This window comes from Pseudomonas vlassakiae (assembly GCF_014269035.2).
Taxonomy (GTDB): Bacteria; Pseudomonadota; Gammaproteobacteria; order Pseudomonadales; family Pseudomonadaceae; genus Aquipseudomonas; species Aquipseudomonas vlassakiae.
Window position 1 is genome coordinate 177,232 of record NZ_JABWRP020000004.1, and the last position, 16,069, is coordinate 193,300.

15 protein-coding genes and 1 pseudogene are annotated in these 16,069 nt (G+C 62.6%); 6 read left to right on the top strand and 10 right to left on the bottom strand.

Annotated elements, in window-relative coordinates:
- Positions 1 to 33 precede the first annotated feature (33 nt).
- The 3 genes from hutU to hutC form a co-directional block, all read right to left on the bottom strand.
- Complete coding sequence (gene hutU / locus HU738_RS07030) at positions 34 to 1,707, bottom strand: urocanate hydratase (RefSeq protein WP_186601752.1); 1,674 nt, start codon at positions 1,705 to 1,707, stop codon at positions 34 to 36.
- 257 nt (positions 1,708 to 1,964) lie between these two features.
- The gene (locus HU738_RS07035; RefSeq protein ID WP_186601754.1) at positions 1,965 to 2,534 is read right to left on the bottom strand and encodes a HutD/Ves family protein; all 570 of its coding nucleotides are present in this window, start codon (positions 2,532 to 2,534) and stop codon (positions 1,965 to 1,967) included.
- Positions 2,531 to 3,241 carry a histidine utilization transcriptional repressor HutC gene (hutC, locus tag HU738_RS07040; protein WP_177408507.1) on the bottom strand — a complete coding sequence of 237 codons (711 nt, stop codon included), beginning with the start codon at positions 3,239 to 3,241 and terminating at the stop codon, positions 2,531 to 2,533. The genes HU738_RS07035 and hutC overlap by 4 nt, the downstream gene beginning before the upstream one ends.
- 145 nt (positions 3,242 to 3,386) lie before the next feature.
- Between hutC and HU738_RS07045 the strand changes: the two genes are divergently transcribed.
- Entirely contained in the window at positions 3,387 to 4,751 is a 1,365-nt protein-coding gene (locus tag HU738_RS07045; RefSeq protein ID WP_186601756.1) for a formimidoylglutamate deiminase, read from the top strand.
- Positions 4,752 to 4,786: 35 nt separating this feature from the next.
- Here the strand turns inward: HU738_RS07045 and HU738_RS07050 are convergent, their stop codons facing one another.
- Positions 4,787 to 5,359 carry a lipocalin family protein gene (locus tag HU738_RS07050; RefSeq protein WP_186601758.1) on the bottom strand — a complete coding sequence of 191 codons (573 nt, stop codon included), beginning with the start codon at positions 5,357 to 5,359 and terminating at the stop codon, positions 4,787 to 4,789.
- On the bottom strand, positions 5,356 to 5,610 hold the full coding sequence (gene bamE / locus HU738_RS07055) for an outer membrane protein assembly factor BamE domain-containing protein (RefSeq protein WP_027921036.1): 255 nt from the start codon (positions 5,608 to 5,610) through the stop codon (positions 5,356 to 5,358). The genes HU738_RS07050 and bamE overlap by 4 nt, the downstream gene beginning before the upstream one ends.
- A 224-nt stretch (positions 5,611 to 5,834) precedes the next feature.
- On the opposite strand from bamE, the pseudogene HU738_RS26325 reads away from it, so the two are divergent.
- Both HU738_RS26325 and HU738_RS26330 read left to right on the top strand, forming a co-directional pair.
- Positions 5,835 to 6,872, top strand: a pseudogene (locus tag HU738_RS26325) (HAMP domain-containing protein); the annotation flags it as partial.
- A 129-nt stretch (positions 6,873 to 7,001) separates the two neighbouring features.
- Entirely contained in the window at positions 7,002 to 7,727 is a 726-nt protein-coding gene (locus tag HU738_RS26330; RefSeq protein ID WP_409519845.1) for a methyl-accepting chemotaxis protein, read from the top strand.
- A 33-nt stretch (positions 7,728 to 7,760) separates the two neighbouring features.
- On the opposite strand, the gene HU738_RS07065 is transcribed toward HU738_RS26330, so the two are convergent.
- The 3 genes from HU738_RS07065 to HU738_RS07075 all read right to left on the bottom strand — a co-directional run bounded on the left by HU738_RS07065 (position 7,761) and on the right by HU738_RS07075 (position 12,077).
- Positions 7,761 to 8,357: a DUF924 family protein gene (locus tag HU738_RS07065; protein ID WP_176508144.1), complete on the bottom strand. Its 597-nt coding sequence runs from the start codon at positions 8,355 to 8,357 to the stop codon at positions 7,761 to 7,763.
- Between the two features lie 3 nt (positions 8,358 to 8,360).
- Positions 8,361 to 9,371: a class 1 fructose-bisphosphatase gene (locus HU738_RS07070; RefSeq protein ID WP_016712457.1), complete on the bottom strand. Its 1,011-nt coding sequence runs from the start codon at positions 9,369 to 9,371 to the stop codon at positions 8,361 to 8,363.
- Between the two features lie 255 nt (positions 9,372 to 9,626).
- Positions 9,627 to 12,077 (bottom strand): glycogen/starch/alpha-glucan phosphorylase, encoded by a 2,451-nt coding sequence (locus HU738_RS07075; RefSeq protein ID WP_186601761.1) that lies wholly within the window; start codon positions 12,075 to 12,077, stop codon positions 9,627 to 9,629.
- Positions 12,078 to 12,261: 184 nt separating this feature from the next.
- On the opposite strand from HU738_RS07075, the gene HU738_RS07080 reads away from it, so the two are divergent.
- The gene (locus HU738_RS07080) at positions 12,262 to 12,666 is read left to right on the top strand and encodes a YkgJ family cysteine cluster protein (RefSeq protein ID WP_003249225.1); all 405 of its coding nucleotides are present in this window, start codon (positions 12,262 to 12,264) and stop codon (positions 12,664 to 12,666) included.
- A 173-nt stretch (positions 12,667 to 12,839) separates the two neighbouring features.
- Here HU738_RS07080 and HU738_RS07085 read toward each other — a convergent pair whose 3' ends face one another.
- The gene (locus tag HU738_RS07085) at positions 12,840 to 13,412 is read right to left on the bottom strand and encodes a YjaZ family protein (RefSeq protein WP_186601762.1); all 573 of its coding nucleotides are present in this window, start codon (positions 13,410 to 13,412) and stop codon (positions 12,840 to 12,842) included.
- Positions 13,413 to 13,960: 548 nt separating this feature from the next.
- On the opposite strand from HU738_RS07085, the gene HU738_RS07090 reads away from it, so the two are divergent.
- Both HU738_RS07090 and HU738_RS07095 read left to right on the top strand, forming a co-directional pair.
- Complete coding sequence (locus HU738_RS07090) at positions 13,961 to 14,242, top strand: hypothetical protein (protein WP_152955594.1); 282 nt, start codon at positions 13,961 to 13,963, stop codon at positions 14,240 to 14,242.
- 40 nt (positions 14,243 to 14,282) lie between these two features.
- Positions 14,283 to 14,543 (top strand): DUF3077 domain-containing protein, encoded by a 261-nt coding sequence (locus HU738_RS07095; protein ID WP_152955593.1) that lies wholly within the window; start codon positions 14,283 to 14,285, stop codon positions 14,541 to 14,543.
- 9 nt (positions 14,544 to 14,552) lie between these two features.
- Here the strand turns inward: HU738_RS07095 and HU738_RS07100 are convergent, their stop codons facing one another.
- Positions 14,553 to 15,977: a PhoPQ-activated pathogenicity-related family protein gene (locus HU738_RS07100; protein WP_186601763.1), complete on the bottom strand. Its 1,425-nt coding sequence runs from the start codon at positions 15,975 to 15,977 to the stop codon at positions 14,553 to 14,555.
- Positions 15,978 to 16,069 lie beyond the last annotated feature (92 nt).

A 16,069-nucleotide genomic window follows, 5' to 3' on the forward strand; every position in this document is an offset into this window, starting at 1 on the left:
TCTTCTTGTTCAGTATCACTCAAAGCGCAGCGATCAGCCCGTGATCATCGGCAGGTCGAGGCCCTGCTCCTTGGCGCAGTCGATGGCGATGTCGTAACCGGCATCGGCGTGGCGCATCACGCCGGTCCCCGGGTCGTTGGTCAGCACCCGAGCGATACGCTCGGCGGCTTCATCGGTGCCATCGCAGACGATGACCATGCCCGAGTGCTGGGAGAAGCCCATGCCTACGCCACCGCCGTGGTGCAGCGATACCCAGGTGGCGCCGCCTGCGGTGTTGAGCAGGGCGTTGAGCAGCGGCCAGTCGGAGACGGCATCGGAGCCATCGCGCATGGCTTCGGTTTCGCGGTTGGGGCTGGACACCGAGCCGGAGTCCAGGTGGTCACGGCCGATGACCACGGGTGCCGACAGCTCGCCGCTGCGGACCATTTCGTTGAAGGCCAGGCCCAGCTTGGCGCGCAGGCCCAGGCCAACCCAGCAGATACGTGCCGGCAGGCCCTGGAAGCTGATGCGCTCGCGAGCCATGTCCAGCCAGCGGTGCAGGTGGGCGTCGTCCGGGATCAGTTCCTTGACCTTGGCGTCGGTCTTGTAGATGTCTTCAGCGTCGCCGGACAGCGCCGCCCAGCGGAACGGGCCGATGCCACGGCAGAACAGCGGACGGATGTAGGCCGGGACGAAGCCTGGGAAATCGAAGGCGTTGGCTACGCCCTCTTCCTTGGCCATCTGGCGGATGTTGTTGCCGTAGTCGAAGGTCGGGATGCCTTGCTTCTGGAAGTCGAGCATGGCCTGTACGTGCACGGCCATCGACTGTTTGGCAGCCTTGACCACAGCAGCCGGCTCGGTCTGCGCGCGGTCGCGGTACTGCTCCCAGGTCCAGCCGGCAGGCAGGTAGCCGTTCAGTGGATCGTGGGCGCTGGTCTGGTCGGTGACCATGTCCGGGCGCACGCCACGCTTGACCAGCTCTGGCAGGATTTCGGCGGCGTTGCCGTGCAGGGCGATGGAGATCGCCTTGCCTTCGGCGGTGTACCTGGCGATGCGGGCCAGGGCGTCGTCGAGGTCAGTTGCCTGCTCGTCGACATAGCGGGTTTCCAGGCGGAAGTCGATGCGGCTCTGCTGGCACTCGATGTTCAGCGAGCAGGCACCGGCCAGGGTTGCGGCCAATGGCTGGGCACCGCCCATGCCGCCGAGGCCGGCGGTCAGCACCCACTTGCCTTTCAGGCTGCCGCCGTAGTGCTGGCGACCGGCTTCGACGAAGGTTTCGTAGGTGCCCTGGACGATGCCCTGGCTGCCGATGTAGATCCAGCTGCCGGCGGTCATCTGGCCGTACATGGCCAGGCCCTTGGCGTCCAGTTCGTTGAAGTGCTCCCAGTTGGCCCAGTGCGGTACCAGGTTGGAGTTGGCGATCAGTACACGCGGCGCGTTGCTGTGGGTCTTGAACACGCCGACCGGCTTGCCCGACTGCACCAGCAGGGTTTCGTCGTCTTCCAGGCGGGTCAGGGTCTCGACGATCTTGTCGTAGCACTCCCAGTTGCGTGCGGCGCGGCCGATGCCGCCATACACCACCAGCTCTTTCGGGTTTTCCGCGACCTGAGGGTCGAGGTTATTCATCAGCATGCGCAGTGGCGCTTCGGTCAGCCAGCTCTTGGCGGTCAGCTTGTTGCCACGGGGGGCACGGATTTCAACGTCACGGTATTTGTTGTTGTCGGTCACGGGAAGGTCCTCGGCGGTTGTCCGCGGGCAGGTGTGTCGTGGTCAATATACAAACACATCTTTACTTGTATGTACAAGCATGGACAAGCAAAATTGTCGGACGATTCCGCTAAACGGCCGAAAAAGCCAGGGCCGCTGCGCAGCCCTTTCGCGACACAAGGCCGCTCCCACAGGTACAGCGCCAGCCTGAGCCATCGCGCTGTACTTGTGGGAGCGGCCTTGTGTCGCGAAAGGGTCGCGAAGCGGCCCCAGCTATTTCAATTTCGAATAAGCTCGATCAGGCAAAACCGCCCCTGCACATCCAGCCCCAGCAACCCGTCATTGCCATCCAGCCGCAAGCAGTCGTACAGCCCCAACTGGTGCGTCTCCCCTGCCATCGCCACTTCAACCTGGTTGCTCGCAGCAAACAGCAACACCGTCGACGCCGAGCTGTACAAGCGGCTGGTGCCGTCGAACCACTGCAAGCGCGCCCGATAGCGCTGCGGTGCATAGATCAGGTTGAAGTCGCGGATCGGCCCACCGAGCAGTTTGCAGCTGACCTGGCTCTCGCCGCTGAAAGCGAACGCATCGAACGGCAACAATGGCCGGGTGGCCTGATCGTCGACCAGCAAACGCATGCCATCTCCCTGCAGCACGGTGATGATCCGCTGGTAGCCGGCAAACACGGAAAACCCACCCGACTCCTCGATATCGGCAATCGACAGGCGCCAACCGAAGCCATCGAGCCCCTCGCCGTTATCGCGGGTAATCTCTTCGGTGAAACCACCACCGTTCTTCCACGGCATGCGCGGGTAATCCTGCGCACGCAGCAACTGCAACTGGGTCATTTACTGAAACGTCCTTCAAGGCGGTGACGGGAACCGGGGTGGATCAGCCGCGCGGCAGTCACGGGCTGACGACCCGACCAAGTGCGACGACGGATCAGCAGGCACGGTTCGCCGCGCTCGATCTGCAGAAGGCGGCACTCTTCGGGCTCGGCGAGAATCGCCTCGACCACGTGCTCGCCCTCGGTCAGCGGCGCCACCTGGGACAGGTAGGCGTACGGCGTCTGCCGGGTGAAATCCTGCTTGAGGTATTCCGGGGCGATGGCGGCGTTGACGTAGCGGTCCTCGATCTGCACCGGCACGCCATTCTCGTAATGCACGATCAACGAGTGGAACACCCGCTGCCCTTCACGCATGTCCAGGGCCAGGGCGCGCTCGGAACCAGCGGCCTCTTCGGCCAGCTTGATCACCTGGCAGCTATGCTGGTGGCCACGGCCGGCGATCTCGTCGGCGATGTTGTTGACTTCGAACAGCGCCGAGCGGGTCTTGGGCTCGGCGACGAAGGTGCCTACGCCCTGCATCCGCACCAGCAGGCCTTCAGCGGTGAGTTCACGCAGGGCGCGGTTGATGGTCATGCGGCTGAAGCCCAGCTCGCTGACCAATTCGCTCTCTGAAGGTACCCGGTGATGCGGCGGCCAGCTGCCGTTTTCGATCTGCTGGATGATCATCTGCTTGACCCGGGCATACAGCGGCGCCGGGCCCTCGCCCATCTGGGCAACCAGCGCGGAGACAGGAGGTGTCGGCACGGCGTTGAGTCCTTAGGCAATGGAATGAGCGGTAGCTTGCCGCAGTTTACCCGGCAGGCAAACGCCTGTATATGTATATACAAGTTAAACAATAACAGGATTTTTGCCGATGTCCGCCTATTTTGCCGAACGCGCCCTGCTACCGACGGGTTGGGCCAGTAACGTCCGCTTCGAAGTATCCAGTGACGGCTTGCTCAGCCGCATCGAAGCCGACGCCTCGGCCGAAGGCGCCGAGCGCCTGGCCGGGCCGTTGCTGCCCGGCATGCCCAACCTGCACTCGCATGCGTTCCAGCGCGCCATGGCGGGGCTGGCGGAAGTCGCGGGCAACCCCAACGACAGCTTCTGGACCTGGCGCGAGCTGATGTATCGCCTGGTCGGCAAGATCACCCCGGAGCAGCTGCAGGTCATCGCCCGCCAGCTGTACATCGAGATGCTCAAGGCCGGCTACACCTCGGTGGCCGAGTTCCACTACGTGCACCATGACCAGGCAGGCAAAGCCTACGCCGACCCGGCCGAGCTGTCCCGACGCATCAGTGCAGCTGCGTCCAGCAGCGGCATCGGCCTGACTTTGCTACCCGTGCTTTACAGCCATGCCGGTTTTGGCGGCCAGGCGCCGAACGAAGGGCAGCGGCGCTTCATCAACTCCACCGAACAGTACCTGCAGCTGCAGGCGCAACTGGCGCCAATTTTGGCAGCGCAACCTGCGCAGCAGCTGGGCCTGTGCTTCCACTCGCTGCGCGCGGTCACGCCCGGCCAGATCGCCGAGGTACTGGCTGCCGGCAACCCGCAGTGCCCGATTCATATCCACATCGCCGAACAGCAGAAGGAAGTCGACGACTGCCTGGCCTGGAGCGGGTTGCGGCCGCTGCAATGGCTGTATGAACACGTTGATGTGGACCGCCGCTGGTGCCTGGTGCACGCCACCCACGCCGAGGCCGACGAAGTCACGGCCATGGCACGCAGTGGCGCGGTGGCCGGGCTGTGCCTGACCACCGAAGCCAACCTGGGCGATGGCATTTTCCCGGCCGTGGAGTTCCTCGCCCAGGGCGGGCGCATGGGCATCGGTTCGGACAGCCATGTGTCGCTGAGCGTGGTCGAAGAGCTGCGTTGGCTGGAATACGGCCAACGTCTGCGGGATCAGCGGCGCAACCGGCTATACCGTGGCGACCAGCCGATGGTCGGGCGCACGCTGTATGACGCAGCACTGGTCGGCGGCGCGCAGGCGCTGGGGCAGCCGATTGGCGAACTGGCGGTCGGCAAGCGCGCCGACTGGCTGGTGCTGGATGGGCAAGACCCGTACATCGCCATGGCCGAGGGTGACGGGATTCTCAACCGCTGGCTGTTCGCGGGCGGCGACCGTCAGGTACGCGATGTGATGGTCAATGGTCAGTGGGTGGTGCGTCAGGGGCAACATGCCCATGAAGAGCAGAGCCGGCAGGCGTTTGCCGCAGTACTGCGAACGCTACTGGGTTGAATGCAGAGGGGGCCGCAACAGCGGCCCCCTTCATCTCAATGCATCTGCACGATCTGCTTGTCCGGGGTACGCCAGATCAAGCGGCTGGTGTCATAGCCCTGCTGGCGGGCCTTGGACATCAGGCTCTCACGCTCCCACACCGGCAGGGTCGGCGTGCGCGACAGGATCCACAGGTACTTGCGGTCCGGGCTGCCGACGATCGCGGTACGGTAGCGGTCGTCCACGTACAGGATCCAGTACTCGCCCTTGGCCACGCCTGGGACCAGGCGGGTGAACCAGTTGTCGAACTCCACCCACAGCCTGTCGGTATGCCCCGGCTCCTGGATGTAGGCGTGCCCCTCGGCGCGCAGCCACTCATCGCCCATCGTGCGGCAGCGGTTGAGCACACCGTAGGAGCCATCGGGCTTGAGGTTGTAATGCGCTTCGGACTGCGCACAATCGGCCTGGTACTTCATCGGCAGGCGCGCCAGTTCATACCATTTGCCCTGATAGCGCTTGAGGTCGACATCACCCGCCGTCTTCGGCGCCAGCGGATCGTTGGCGGAAGTGGCACAACCACCCAGCAGCATCACCAGGCACAGCCCCAGCAGAACGTGCAAACGCCTCATTTGAGGCCCTGCCCGGAGTAGATCAGTACCTTGTCGGCCGCGTATTGCACGCTGATGAAGCTCTTCTCGTCCCCCCAGGTACAGCTGCTCATGCCCAGTGCGCCAGAGCACTCGGTGGGCGTGCCGAGCAGTTGCTCGACCTCGGCCTTGTTCATACCGGCCTTGAGCTTGGAATAGTTTTCCTGATTGATCTTGCTGCACGCGGTCAGGACGACGCACAAGGACAACAGGGCGAGGGAACGCAACGACATGAAGGGACACTCCTGGGAAATAGACACAGGCGAGTGGCCTGCAGTGACCTTCGACGGGAAAATCCCTCCCTGGTTCCCTGCTAACACCGCTTTCGTCGTACACCGTTGGTCGGCTGGCCCTGCGCAAACGATTAATGTTTCAGCCCACCGCGACGACACAGCGAGCACGCTGTGGCGCATTGCCACAGTCCCCTCCTACGCCTTGCCTTGTGCAGACCAGAAAAATGACCAAGAACCTCAAGTTCAGCCACAAGATCCTGCTGGCCGCCGCCCTCGTGGTGGCCGTTGCCTTCACCTGTTTCGTGCTGTTCAACGACTACCGACAACGCCAGTCCCTGCGCAGCGACACGCAGACCACGCTGCAGGACCTGGGCAGCCTCACCGCCGGCAACATCCGCAACTGGCTCGACAGCCGGATCCAGCTGCTCGACTCGCTGGCCCAGCAAGTTGCGGTCGATGGGCCAGGCAAAGCCAGCCTGGACCGCAGCCTGGCCTTGCCGGTCTACGGCAAGAACTTCCAGCTCACCTATTTCGGCGGCCAGGACGGCAGCATGCAGTCGGTGCCGGTGGGCAACCGCGCCGCCGACTACGACCCGCGGGTGCGGGGCTGGTACAAGGCGGCCCTTGCCAGCGGCCAGACCATCGTCACCGAGCCGTACATCTCGGCCTCGGCCGGCAAGCTGGTGATCACCCTGGCCACCCCGGTGCAGCAAGCCGGCAGGCTGATCGGCGTCAGCGGCGCCGACACCGACCTGCAGACCATCAGCAACCTGATCAACGCCCTGAACTTCGACGGCCAGGGCCATGCTTTCATCGTCAATGGCGAAGGCAAGATCCTCATCCACCCGCAAGCCGACCTGGCCCTGAAAACCCTGGCCGATGTCTACCCGCAGGACACGCCGCGAATCGGCAGCGGCCTCAAGGAAGTCGAAGTCGACGGCCACAAGCAGTTCATCAGCTTCACCCATGTCGATGGCGTGCCGTCGGCAGACTGGTACGTGGCCCTGGTGCTCGACCAGGAGGCAGCGTTCGCCATGCTGGGTGAGCTGCGCACCTCGGCCATCATTGCCACCTTGATCGCGGTGGTGGCGATCATCGCCCTGCTCGGCCTGCTGATCCGCGTGCTGATGGCCCCATTGCACCTGATGGGCCGCGCCATGCATGACATCGCCGAAGGCGAAGGCGACCTGACCCGGCGCCTGACCATCCACGCCCAGGATGAATTCGGCAGCCTTGGCCAATCGTTCAACCGCTTCGTCGAACGTATTCACGAGTCGATCCGCGAAGTGGCCTCGGCCACCGGCCAGGTCAACGCCGTGGCGGCCCAGGTGGTGAGCGCTTCGAATGCCTCGATCAACAACGCCGACCAGCAGTCCAGCCGCACCAACAGCGTGGCGGCAGCCATCAATCAGCTGGGCGCCGCCGCCCAGGAAATCGCCCAGAACGCCGCGCTGGCCTCGCAACACTCCAGCGAAGCCCGTGGCCTGGCCGAGGATGGCCAGCAGGTGGTCGGGCGCACCATCGATGTGATGAACCAATTGTCGGCACGGATCAGCGACTCGTGTGGCAACATCGAGACGCTCAATGCCCACACCGCCAACATCGGCCAGATCCTCGATGTGATCAGCGGTATTTCCCAGCAGACCAACCTGCTGGCGCTAAACGCCGCGATTGAAGCGGCCCGCGCCGGCGAGGCAGGACGTGGTTTTGCCGTGGTTGCCGATGAAGTTCGCAACCTCGCGCACCGTACCCAGGAGTCGGCACAGCAGGTTCAGCGCCTGATCGAAGAGCTGCAGGCCGGCGCGCAAGTGGCGGTCAGCACCATGAACCAGAGCCGCGCGCACAGCGACCACAGCGTGGGCATTGCCAACCAGGCCGGCGAGCGGCTGGGCAGCGTGACCCAGCGCATTGGCGAAATCGATGGCATGAACCAGTCGGTGGCCACCGCCACCGAAGAGCAGACGGCCGTGGTCGAGTCGATCAATGTCGACATCAACGAGATCAATACGTTGAACCAGGAAGGGGTGCAGAACCTGCAGAGCACCTTGCGTGCCTGCACCGACCTTGAGCATCAGGTCGAGCGGTTGAAGCATCTGGTGGGCAGTTTCAGGATCTGAAAATGTTGGGGCTGCGTTGCAGCCCCACTGGCACTAGAACCTGGACCCAGGCTCCAGCAAAAAATCCATCTCTTCGCTGGTGCTCGGCCGCCCCAGCACCAGGTTGCGGTGCGGGAAGCGGCCGAAACGGGCAATCACCCGCTGGTGCTGTTCGGCATAGTCGAGGAAGCCTTCGAACAGCCGGCGGTGACCTTCCGGCTGCTCTTCCAGCAGCACCTGGTAGCGCTCGACGCACAGGTTTTGCCAGTCCAGCACCTCGGCATGCTCCAGCACCAGCAGCACGAATACCCGCTGGATCGGCAGCAACTGGTAATCCCAGTTCTTCTGCAGCCCCTGCATGGCCACTACCTGGGCACGCCGATCGCCTTCGAAGGCGCGCGGCGTGTCGCGGTAGAGCATGCGTGGCAGCTGATCCAGCAGGATCAGCAGGCCAAGCCAGCCCTGTGGGCTCTGCTGCCACTCGTCGAGCCCACCCGCCAGGGCCTGCTCGACCAGCTCGCCAAACAGCGCCTGGGCTTCGGCATCGTGATGCTTGCCGAACCACAGCGTGCTCTTCTCGTCAGCCACGGCCTGGGGACTGGTGCCCCAACCGAACCACCACTCCAGCAACGGCTGCCAAGGTGCGAGCATGACTTACTCCTTGTGGTAGGCGGTGACGCGCTCGACCTCTTCCTTCGAGCCGAGGATCACCGACACACGCTGGTGCAGGCTCTCTGGCTTGATGTCGAGGATGCGATCGTAACCGTTGGTGGAGGCGCCGCCGGCCTGCTCGATGATGAACGACATCGGGTTGGCTTCGTACATCAGGCGCAGCTTGCCCGGCTTGCTCGGCTCACGGGCATCGCGCGGGTACATGAACAGACCGCCACGGGTCAGGATACGGTGCACGTCGGCCACCATCGAGGCGATCCAGCGCATGTTGTAGTTCTTCTTCAGCGGGCCGGTCTCGCCAGCCAGGAGTTCACCTACGTAGCGCTGCACCGGTGCTTCCCAGTGACGCTGGTTGGACATGTTGATGGCGAACTCGGCGGTGCTTTCCGGCACGCGGATGTTCTCGTGGGTCAGGACGAAGCTGCCCAGTTCGCGGTCCAAAGTGAAGCCCTTGACGCCGTTGCCCAGGGTCAGGATCAGCATGGTCTGCGGGCCATAGATGGCATAACCGGCGGCGACCTGCTGGGTGCCTGGCTGCAGGAAGGCGTTCTCGTTCAGGGTTTCGTTCTGGCTCAGGTACTCGTTAGGGCAACGCAGTACCGAGAAGATGGTGCCGACCGACACGTTGACGTCGATGTTGGACGAACCGTCCAGCGGGTCGAAGACCAGCAGGTAGGCGCCTTTCGGGTACTTGCCCGGGATCTGGTAGGCGTTGTCCATTTCCTCGGACGCCATGCCGGCCAGGTGGCCGCCCCACTCGTTGGCTTCGAGCAGGATATCGTTGGAGATCACGTCCAGTTTCTTCTGGACTTCGCCCTGCACGTTTTCCGTGCCCATGCTGCCCAGCACGCCGCCGAGGGCGCCCTTGGACACGTGATGGCTGATTTCCTTGCACGCACGCGCCACCACTTCGATCAGGAAGCGCAGATCGGCAGGGGTATTGTTGCTGCGGGTCTGCTCAATCAGATAGCGACTCAGGGTAACGCGGGACATGTATGGCTCCGAAAGGATAGGGGGTGAAAAACCCCCGCAGTTTACAGGGAGAGTTGCAGCCTAGCGAGCAAAGAGACTCGCCTGGGCTGTCAGACGGCACATTAGGTCGGTAGTTCAGCCGGCGCCAGGCCGATGGTCGGGGCCGGCCCCATTCGCGGGTAAACCCGCTTCCACAGGGAACTGCGCAGCTCTCCAAGCCCGTGAAGATCCCTGTAGGAGCGGGTTTACCCGCGAAGAGGCCAGGACAGGCTTACATCAATCCAAGGCCTTCCAGATCTCGGTGGCATATTCGCGGATGGTCCGGTCCGAGGAGAACCAGCCCATCCGCGCCGTGTTCAGCACCGCCATGCGCCACCATTCCTGAGGTGTATGCCACAGCTCCTCGACCCGCCGCTGGGCATCCCAGTAGGCATCGAAGTCGGCGCACACGAGGAAGCGGTCATAGGCCACCAACCCGTCGATCAGCCCGGCATAGCGCGAGGGATCATCCGGCGAGAACACCCCGCTGCGAATCGCCTGCAGCACATCGTTCAGGCGACTGGACGCGGCAATCGCCGCATTCGCACCGAAGTCCCCCGCCTTGCGCCGCGCCTCCACCTGCTGCGCGGTAAGGCCGAAGATGAACATGTTGTCCGCCCCCACCTGCTCGCACATCTCGACGTTGGCACCGTCGAGCGTACCGATGGTCAATGCGCCGTTGAGGCCGAACTTCATGTTGCTGGTGCCGGACGCTTCGTAGCCGGCGGTGGAGATCTGCTCCGAGAGATCCGCCGCCGGCATGATGCTTTCGGCCAGGCTGACGTTGTAGTTGGGCAGGAACACCACCTTGAGCAGGCCGCGCACGGTCGGGTCGTTGTTCACCACCCGGGCGATGTCGTTGGCCAGCTTGATGATCAGCTTGGCCTGGTGGTAACTGGCCGCCGCCTTGCCGGCGAAAATCTTCACCCGCGGTACCCAGTGAGTAGCGGGGTCGTTGCGCATGGCCTGGTACAGCGCCACGGTGTGCAGCAGGTTGAGCAACTGGCGCTTGTATTCGTGGATGCGCTTGACCTGAACATCGAACAGCGCCTCCGGGTTGACCGTGACGCCGACGCGGTCCTGGATGATGCTGGCCAGGGCACGCTTGCTGTGCAGTCGCTGGGCGGCGAACTGTTTGCGGAAGCCCGCCTTGTCGGCGAATGGCACCAGCCCGGCCAGGCGGCCCTCAGGGTCGTCCTTGAGCTCCGGCCCGAGCGCCTCGACCAGCATCTCGGTCAACTGCGGGTTGGACTGGTACAGCCAGCGTCGGAAGGTGATGCCATTGGTCTTGTTGTTGATCCGCTGCGGGTAGAGCTTGTGCAGATCGGCGAACACCGTGCTCTTCATCAGTTTGCTGTGCAACGCCGATACGCCGTTGACGCTGTGTGAGCCGAGAAATGCCAGGTTGCCCATGCGCACCCGACGGCCGTTGTCCTCTTCGATCAGCGAGACTGCGCGCAGCACGTCGAAATCGTGCAGGCCTTTGGCGCGCAGGCTATCGATATGGTAGGCATTGATCAGGTAGATGATCTGCATATGCCGGGGCAACATGCGCTCCACCAACGCCACTGGCCAGGTTTCCAAGGCTTCAGGCAACAGCGTGTGGTTGGTGTAGGCAAGGGTGCCGACCGTCAGCTCCCAAGCGGTATCCCAGGGAATTTCGTGCTGGTCGACCAGCAGGCGCATCAGCTCGGCCACGGCGATCGACGGGTGAGTGTCATTGAGCTGGATGGCTGCCGCATCCGGCAGGTTGAGCAGGTTGTCATGCATGTTGAGGTGGCGACGCAGCAGGTCCTGCAGCGAGGCCGACACGAAGAAGTACTCCTGGCGCAGGCGCAGCTCCTGGCCGGCCTCGGTGCTATCGGCCGGGTACAACACCCGCGATATGCTCTCGGCCCGCGCGACTTCGGCGACCGCGCCGAGGTGGTCACCGGCATTGAAGCGCTCCAGGTGCAGCTCTTCCAGCGCCCGCGCCCGCCACAGGCGCAGGGTGTTGACACTGGCTCCCCGCCAGCCGACCACGGGCGTGTCGTAGGCCACGGCCCGCACCGTCTCGCCCGGCCACCACACCTGGCGTTGCTGGCCATGGGTATCGTGCACCGTTTCGACACTACCGCCGAAACTGATCGGGTAAATCACCTCGGCGCGCTCGAACTCCCAGGGGTTACCGAAGTCCAGCCAGTTCTCGGTCTGCTCCTGCTGCCAGCCATCGACCAGCGCCTGGCGGAACAGCCCGTGTTCGTAGCGAATGCCGTAGCCATGGGCGGCGATGCCCAGGGTCGACATGCTCTCCATGAAGCAGGCCGCCAGACGGCCGAGGCCGCCATTGCCCAGCGCGGCATCCGGCTCGAGCAGGCGAATGCGCTCCAGGTCAACGTTCAGGCCTTCGAGCGCATCGCGGGCGATGTCCAGCAAGCCGAGGTTGCTCAGGCTGTCGTAGAGCAGACGGCCGATGAGAAATTCCAGGGAAAGGTAGTAGACCCGCTTCTGGCTACGTCGGTAGGCCCGGCGAGTGTGGTCCATCCAGTGGTCGACCATGTGATCGCGCGCGGCCAGGGCGATGGCTTCGAACCAGTCATGGTCGAAGGCATGCTCTGGGTCCTTGCCGACCGCGTAGGTCAGCTTATCCAGTACAGCAGCGCGAAATTCCGCGACTTCGGCGTCACGAGCTTCAGGTTCCTGGGACATGGGGCATCCTCGGGCAAGTTGACGAAAGCGGAGGCAGATTGATCAGCCTAGACGCTTCGACCAAGAGCGACAGCCAGTGTTCGTGGTTTTCATGAACCTTTGCGCATTCGCTCAAAAGGTTGTTCAAAAATTGAGCAATTCCGGTATGATCGCGCCCCCGAGACCGTGATACACCCCCATAACGATGAAAACGACCCTGATCGCCGCAGCCGAAGTCGACCGCCTGGAGACCTGGCAGCGCTATACCAGCAACATGTGCCATGGCTGCCATTCGACCTGTTGCACCCTGCCGGTGGAGGTGAAGATCAAGGATCTGATCCGCATTGGCGTAGTGGACGAGTTCGAGAAAGACGAACCGCCGAAGAACGTGGCCAAGCGCTTGCAGAAGGAAGGCATCATCGAGCGCTTCAACCAGAAGTCGGGGATCTTCACCCTGACCCGGATGAGCAACGATGACTGCATGTACCTGGATCGCAAGAGCCGGCTGTGCACCATTTATGACAAGCGGCCGGATACCTGCCGGAATCATCCGAAGGTCGGGCCGCGGCCGGGGTATTGTGCTTACAAGCCGAAGGTGGTCGGGCGTTGACGGTCTCGCCAGGACTCAATAGACTTTCACCTGTCTCGATGTACACGGAGCTTCAGTCAGGAAGTGTCTAGACGCCGCCACCTGGTTCCGGCCGTGCCGGTTGATGGGATTACTCCCTAAGGGCATCCGCGATACGACCCCCTTCATTGGGGGTTTCGTATTTTTACAGACTGCTATCGCCTTACAGGCCGCTGAATCGGCTCATTTCTCAGCTTCTTCAGTATCAGCAACCAGCCTTTGATCTTTTCGTGCCGTTTCAGCGCCGTAGGCCGATTCGAAGGATGGCCACGGTCACGCACGTAAGCGCTTTCGACATAGAGTTTCAGACTACGGGGCGAGTCTCGACGCAAGTTGAAATACACCTCATATCGGCTGCCTTCCGGATACCCGAATTGATTACCCTCGATGGTCAACCAGTTGCTATGCCCAGTAAACAGGCACTGCCGCTCAGGCAAAGAAGCAATAATCGAAGGCAACTGAACTGACAGCTTGTGACGGTTAGGGCAGAAGGCACGACGAATTCCTCGATGATCGATCAGCAAGTGATCGTGCCCCAAATGATCGAAGTCCAGTTCAGTACCTTGCTTGGGGCCATAGCTGACGCAGTGACTTGAGTACTCGACCGCCAGCGCTACTTCCCCCATTCCCTGACCAGCCAGGCCCGGGATCTTCAACTGATGTGAGATTGGGCGCAAATGGAGCAGACTCAGCGAACTGCCTGCGACCTCGATTTGGCCACGAGCCAAGTGTTACTTCCACCCCTTGCCCTTCATTTTCTGCCTCAATCAAGTGCCAACAGGCAGCGTACTGAGGCCATCGGCTATTGCCAAAGACAGCTTGGTAAGTAATTGAGTAGTAAGAAACATGCTGTAACCGACACTGGAAATATCGGTCTTCTAGAATGCCCAAAATCTAAGCTATAAACCTCCCAGCCAAAGCAACTGAAAAACTGTTCATCTAAGCACCAAGAAACTTTCCCACTCTTGATGCAGATAATTCCTACAAATATTGGCTGGCGACTTCAGGCCTCGGGAAATACCCTACAAACCCTGTCGACTCGCGTCTGATTGTTAGTGGAAACCTGTCCCCCTAGGCTGTCCAGGTCGCTGAATGGTTCAGCGATCGGGTGTGGAAACCCGGCAATTCATGAGAACTGCGACTGTCGTCATGGCGGTTGTACGCGGAAGGCCGCAAGGCCTGCCGGGGTTCTCATGCCTGGTTTTCCACTCCGTGTACAACCGCCACCCTTTCGTGTGGAAACGAACGGGTGAGGTCAATGACATGAGAGCCAGCCATGAAAAAGATCGTCCCCGACCCACCCCACCACTTCGACCTCCCAGACGGCACGACCCTCACCCACGCCATCTGCGAAAACCTCGTCCCTCTCGACCACGTCGTGGTCAACATCACCCACTACCTGATGATCGCCTACAACCACAGCCACCGCGCCCTCGATGGCATAGAGGATGACCGCACGCGGGAGACGCTGGTGAATGGCTTGCGGGCCATGCAGTTGGCCTGGGGGCAGGCGGATGCCTTGTCGCTCGCCTTGGAGCGTGCCGGCAGCACGCATTGATGTTCGCCGCTTCCACCACAAGACTCAGGGAGAGAAATCAATGACCGACAACAACCAGACCACCCCCGGCAAAACCTGCTTCTACCAGGGCGAAGAGCACAAACAACCCCTGTTCCAGGTCTGCGCAGGCATCCCTTGCCAGGACGCCCGCGACCAAGCCTCCGAACTGCTAGGCTGCGTGCGCGACCTGACCCTCACTGCCGTCATGGACAACGACCCGCAACTGATCTGGGCCGCGCATTACCTCAGCGCATTGGCCAAAGCCCTGCTGGACGACGCCGAACTGGGCATGCCGCACTGAGCCAGCTGCTCACGCACCGCCCGCCGGGAAGCTGCGGCAAGCACCACCGTGATCGGTCGGCGGATGCTCGGGGTATGCCTGCGGCAGCACGCTGACCGGGCTGGTGGCGACGAAGCCATCAGCGAACTTTGCCTCGACGAACTGCGCCTGCCATCCCGTCGCGGGCGCCGTGCGTTGCAGGGTGAAGTGCTGCTGGGGCACCAGCGTCTCGGACTGGTAGCGCACCCCGCAGGCATAGCGGAAGTCGCGATCCTGCCTGTTGCTTGCCGTCCATACCCTGACCGCCACGGGAGGCTCGGAGAAGTGGAAAGCCATCTGCCCTTGCTGCCCGCCCGCCGACACCTGCACGCTCGGCAGCGGTTTGCCATCGCGCAGGCGCGTCACCGCCGGCACCAGGGTACTGACCACCTGCTGACGCACCCCGCCATGGTCCGAGTTAGGCAACACTCTCAGGCTCGTCTGGCCCGGCAGGCGCTGCTGATAATCGGTGACCGGGTCCGGCGCGAAGAAGTCATCGCCGCTGGCAGACACCAGGTACTTGGGAATCGTCAAGCGCTGCCCCTCCTCGTTCAGGTACTGCATCGGGTCCATCATCGCCATCAGCCGCTCGAATGCCGGGGTGCCCAGTTGTTGCAGCACCCCAGCCTGCTGATAGGAACCCAGGGCCAGGGGCCAGTGACCACCATAGCGTTTACGTAATCCAGCCAGCATGTCCGAGGTGTCCGCTACATCGATTACAGCAGGCACGATGGCCATCACCCGGTCATCGGCCAACGCTGTGAGCCAAGCACTCCAGCCGCGCTTGGAGGCTCCGGTAATGATGAAGCGGTCCACCGTGAGCCCCTGCTTTGTCAGCTCCTGCTCAGCCAGGTCCATCGCCCGGCTCGCTGCAGCAGCCATCGGTACATGCAGCGGCAATTCCGGCGCGGCCCCACGAAGCGAATGCGCCCAGGTATGGGCCACGGCGTCGTCCTCGCGCAAAGGCTTGTCGACATCGCTGAAAGTCACGTACTGGTTGGGCGCATCGCTCATCATCACGACAGCCATCTGCGACTTGAGAGCGACTTCACGCAACGCTTCGCGGGAATAGTCCGGGGTCTGCGCCGGCCCATGCCTCACGCCGTTGTTCACCACCAGCAAGGCTTTACCAGGCACGGCATTGCGCGGTATGTGCAGCTCGACATCGTGCTCCCAGCGACGCGGTTCAACCACCGGCACTGGATCCCACACCTGCGAAACCATCTGCAGGCGACGAAATTCGTAGCCAGGTTCGGAGGCTTGTTCGAGCAGTCGAGCCTCCAGAGGTGCCTGGCGGACATTTTCGATATGGCAGCGGGCGACTTCCTGAGGACGCAGGCCGCTGCAATCCTGCTGGGCGCTGGCATGAACACTGGCCACAAGGCAGGGAATGACTAGCGCAAATCGGAACTTCATGGGCGTGCTTCCTTTTGAATGAAGCACGTCACGCTAGGCAGGGCATGGCACCCGCGCAAGGCATGAACAGCCCTGAAAGAGGCAGCCTACAA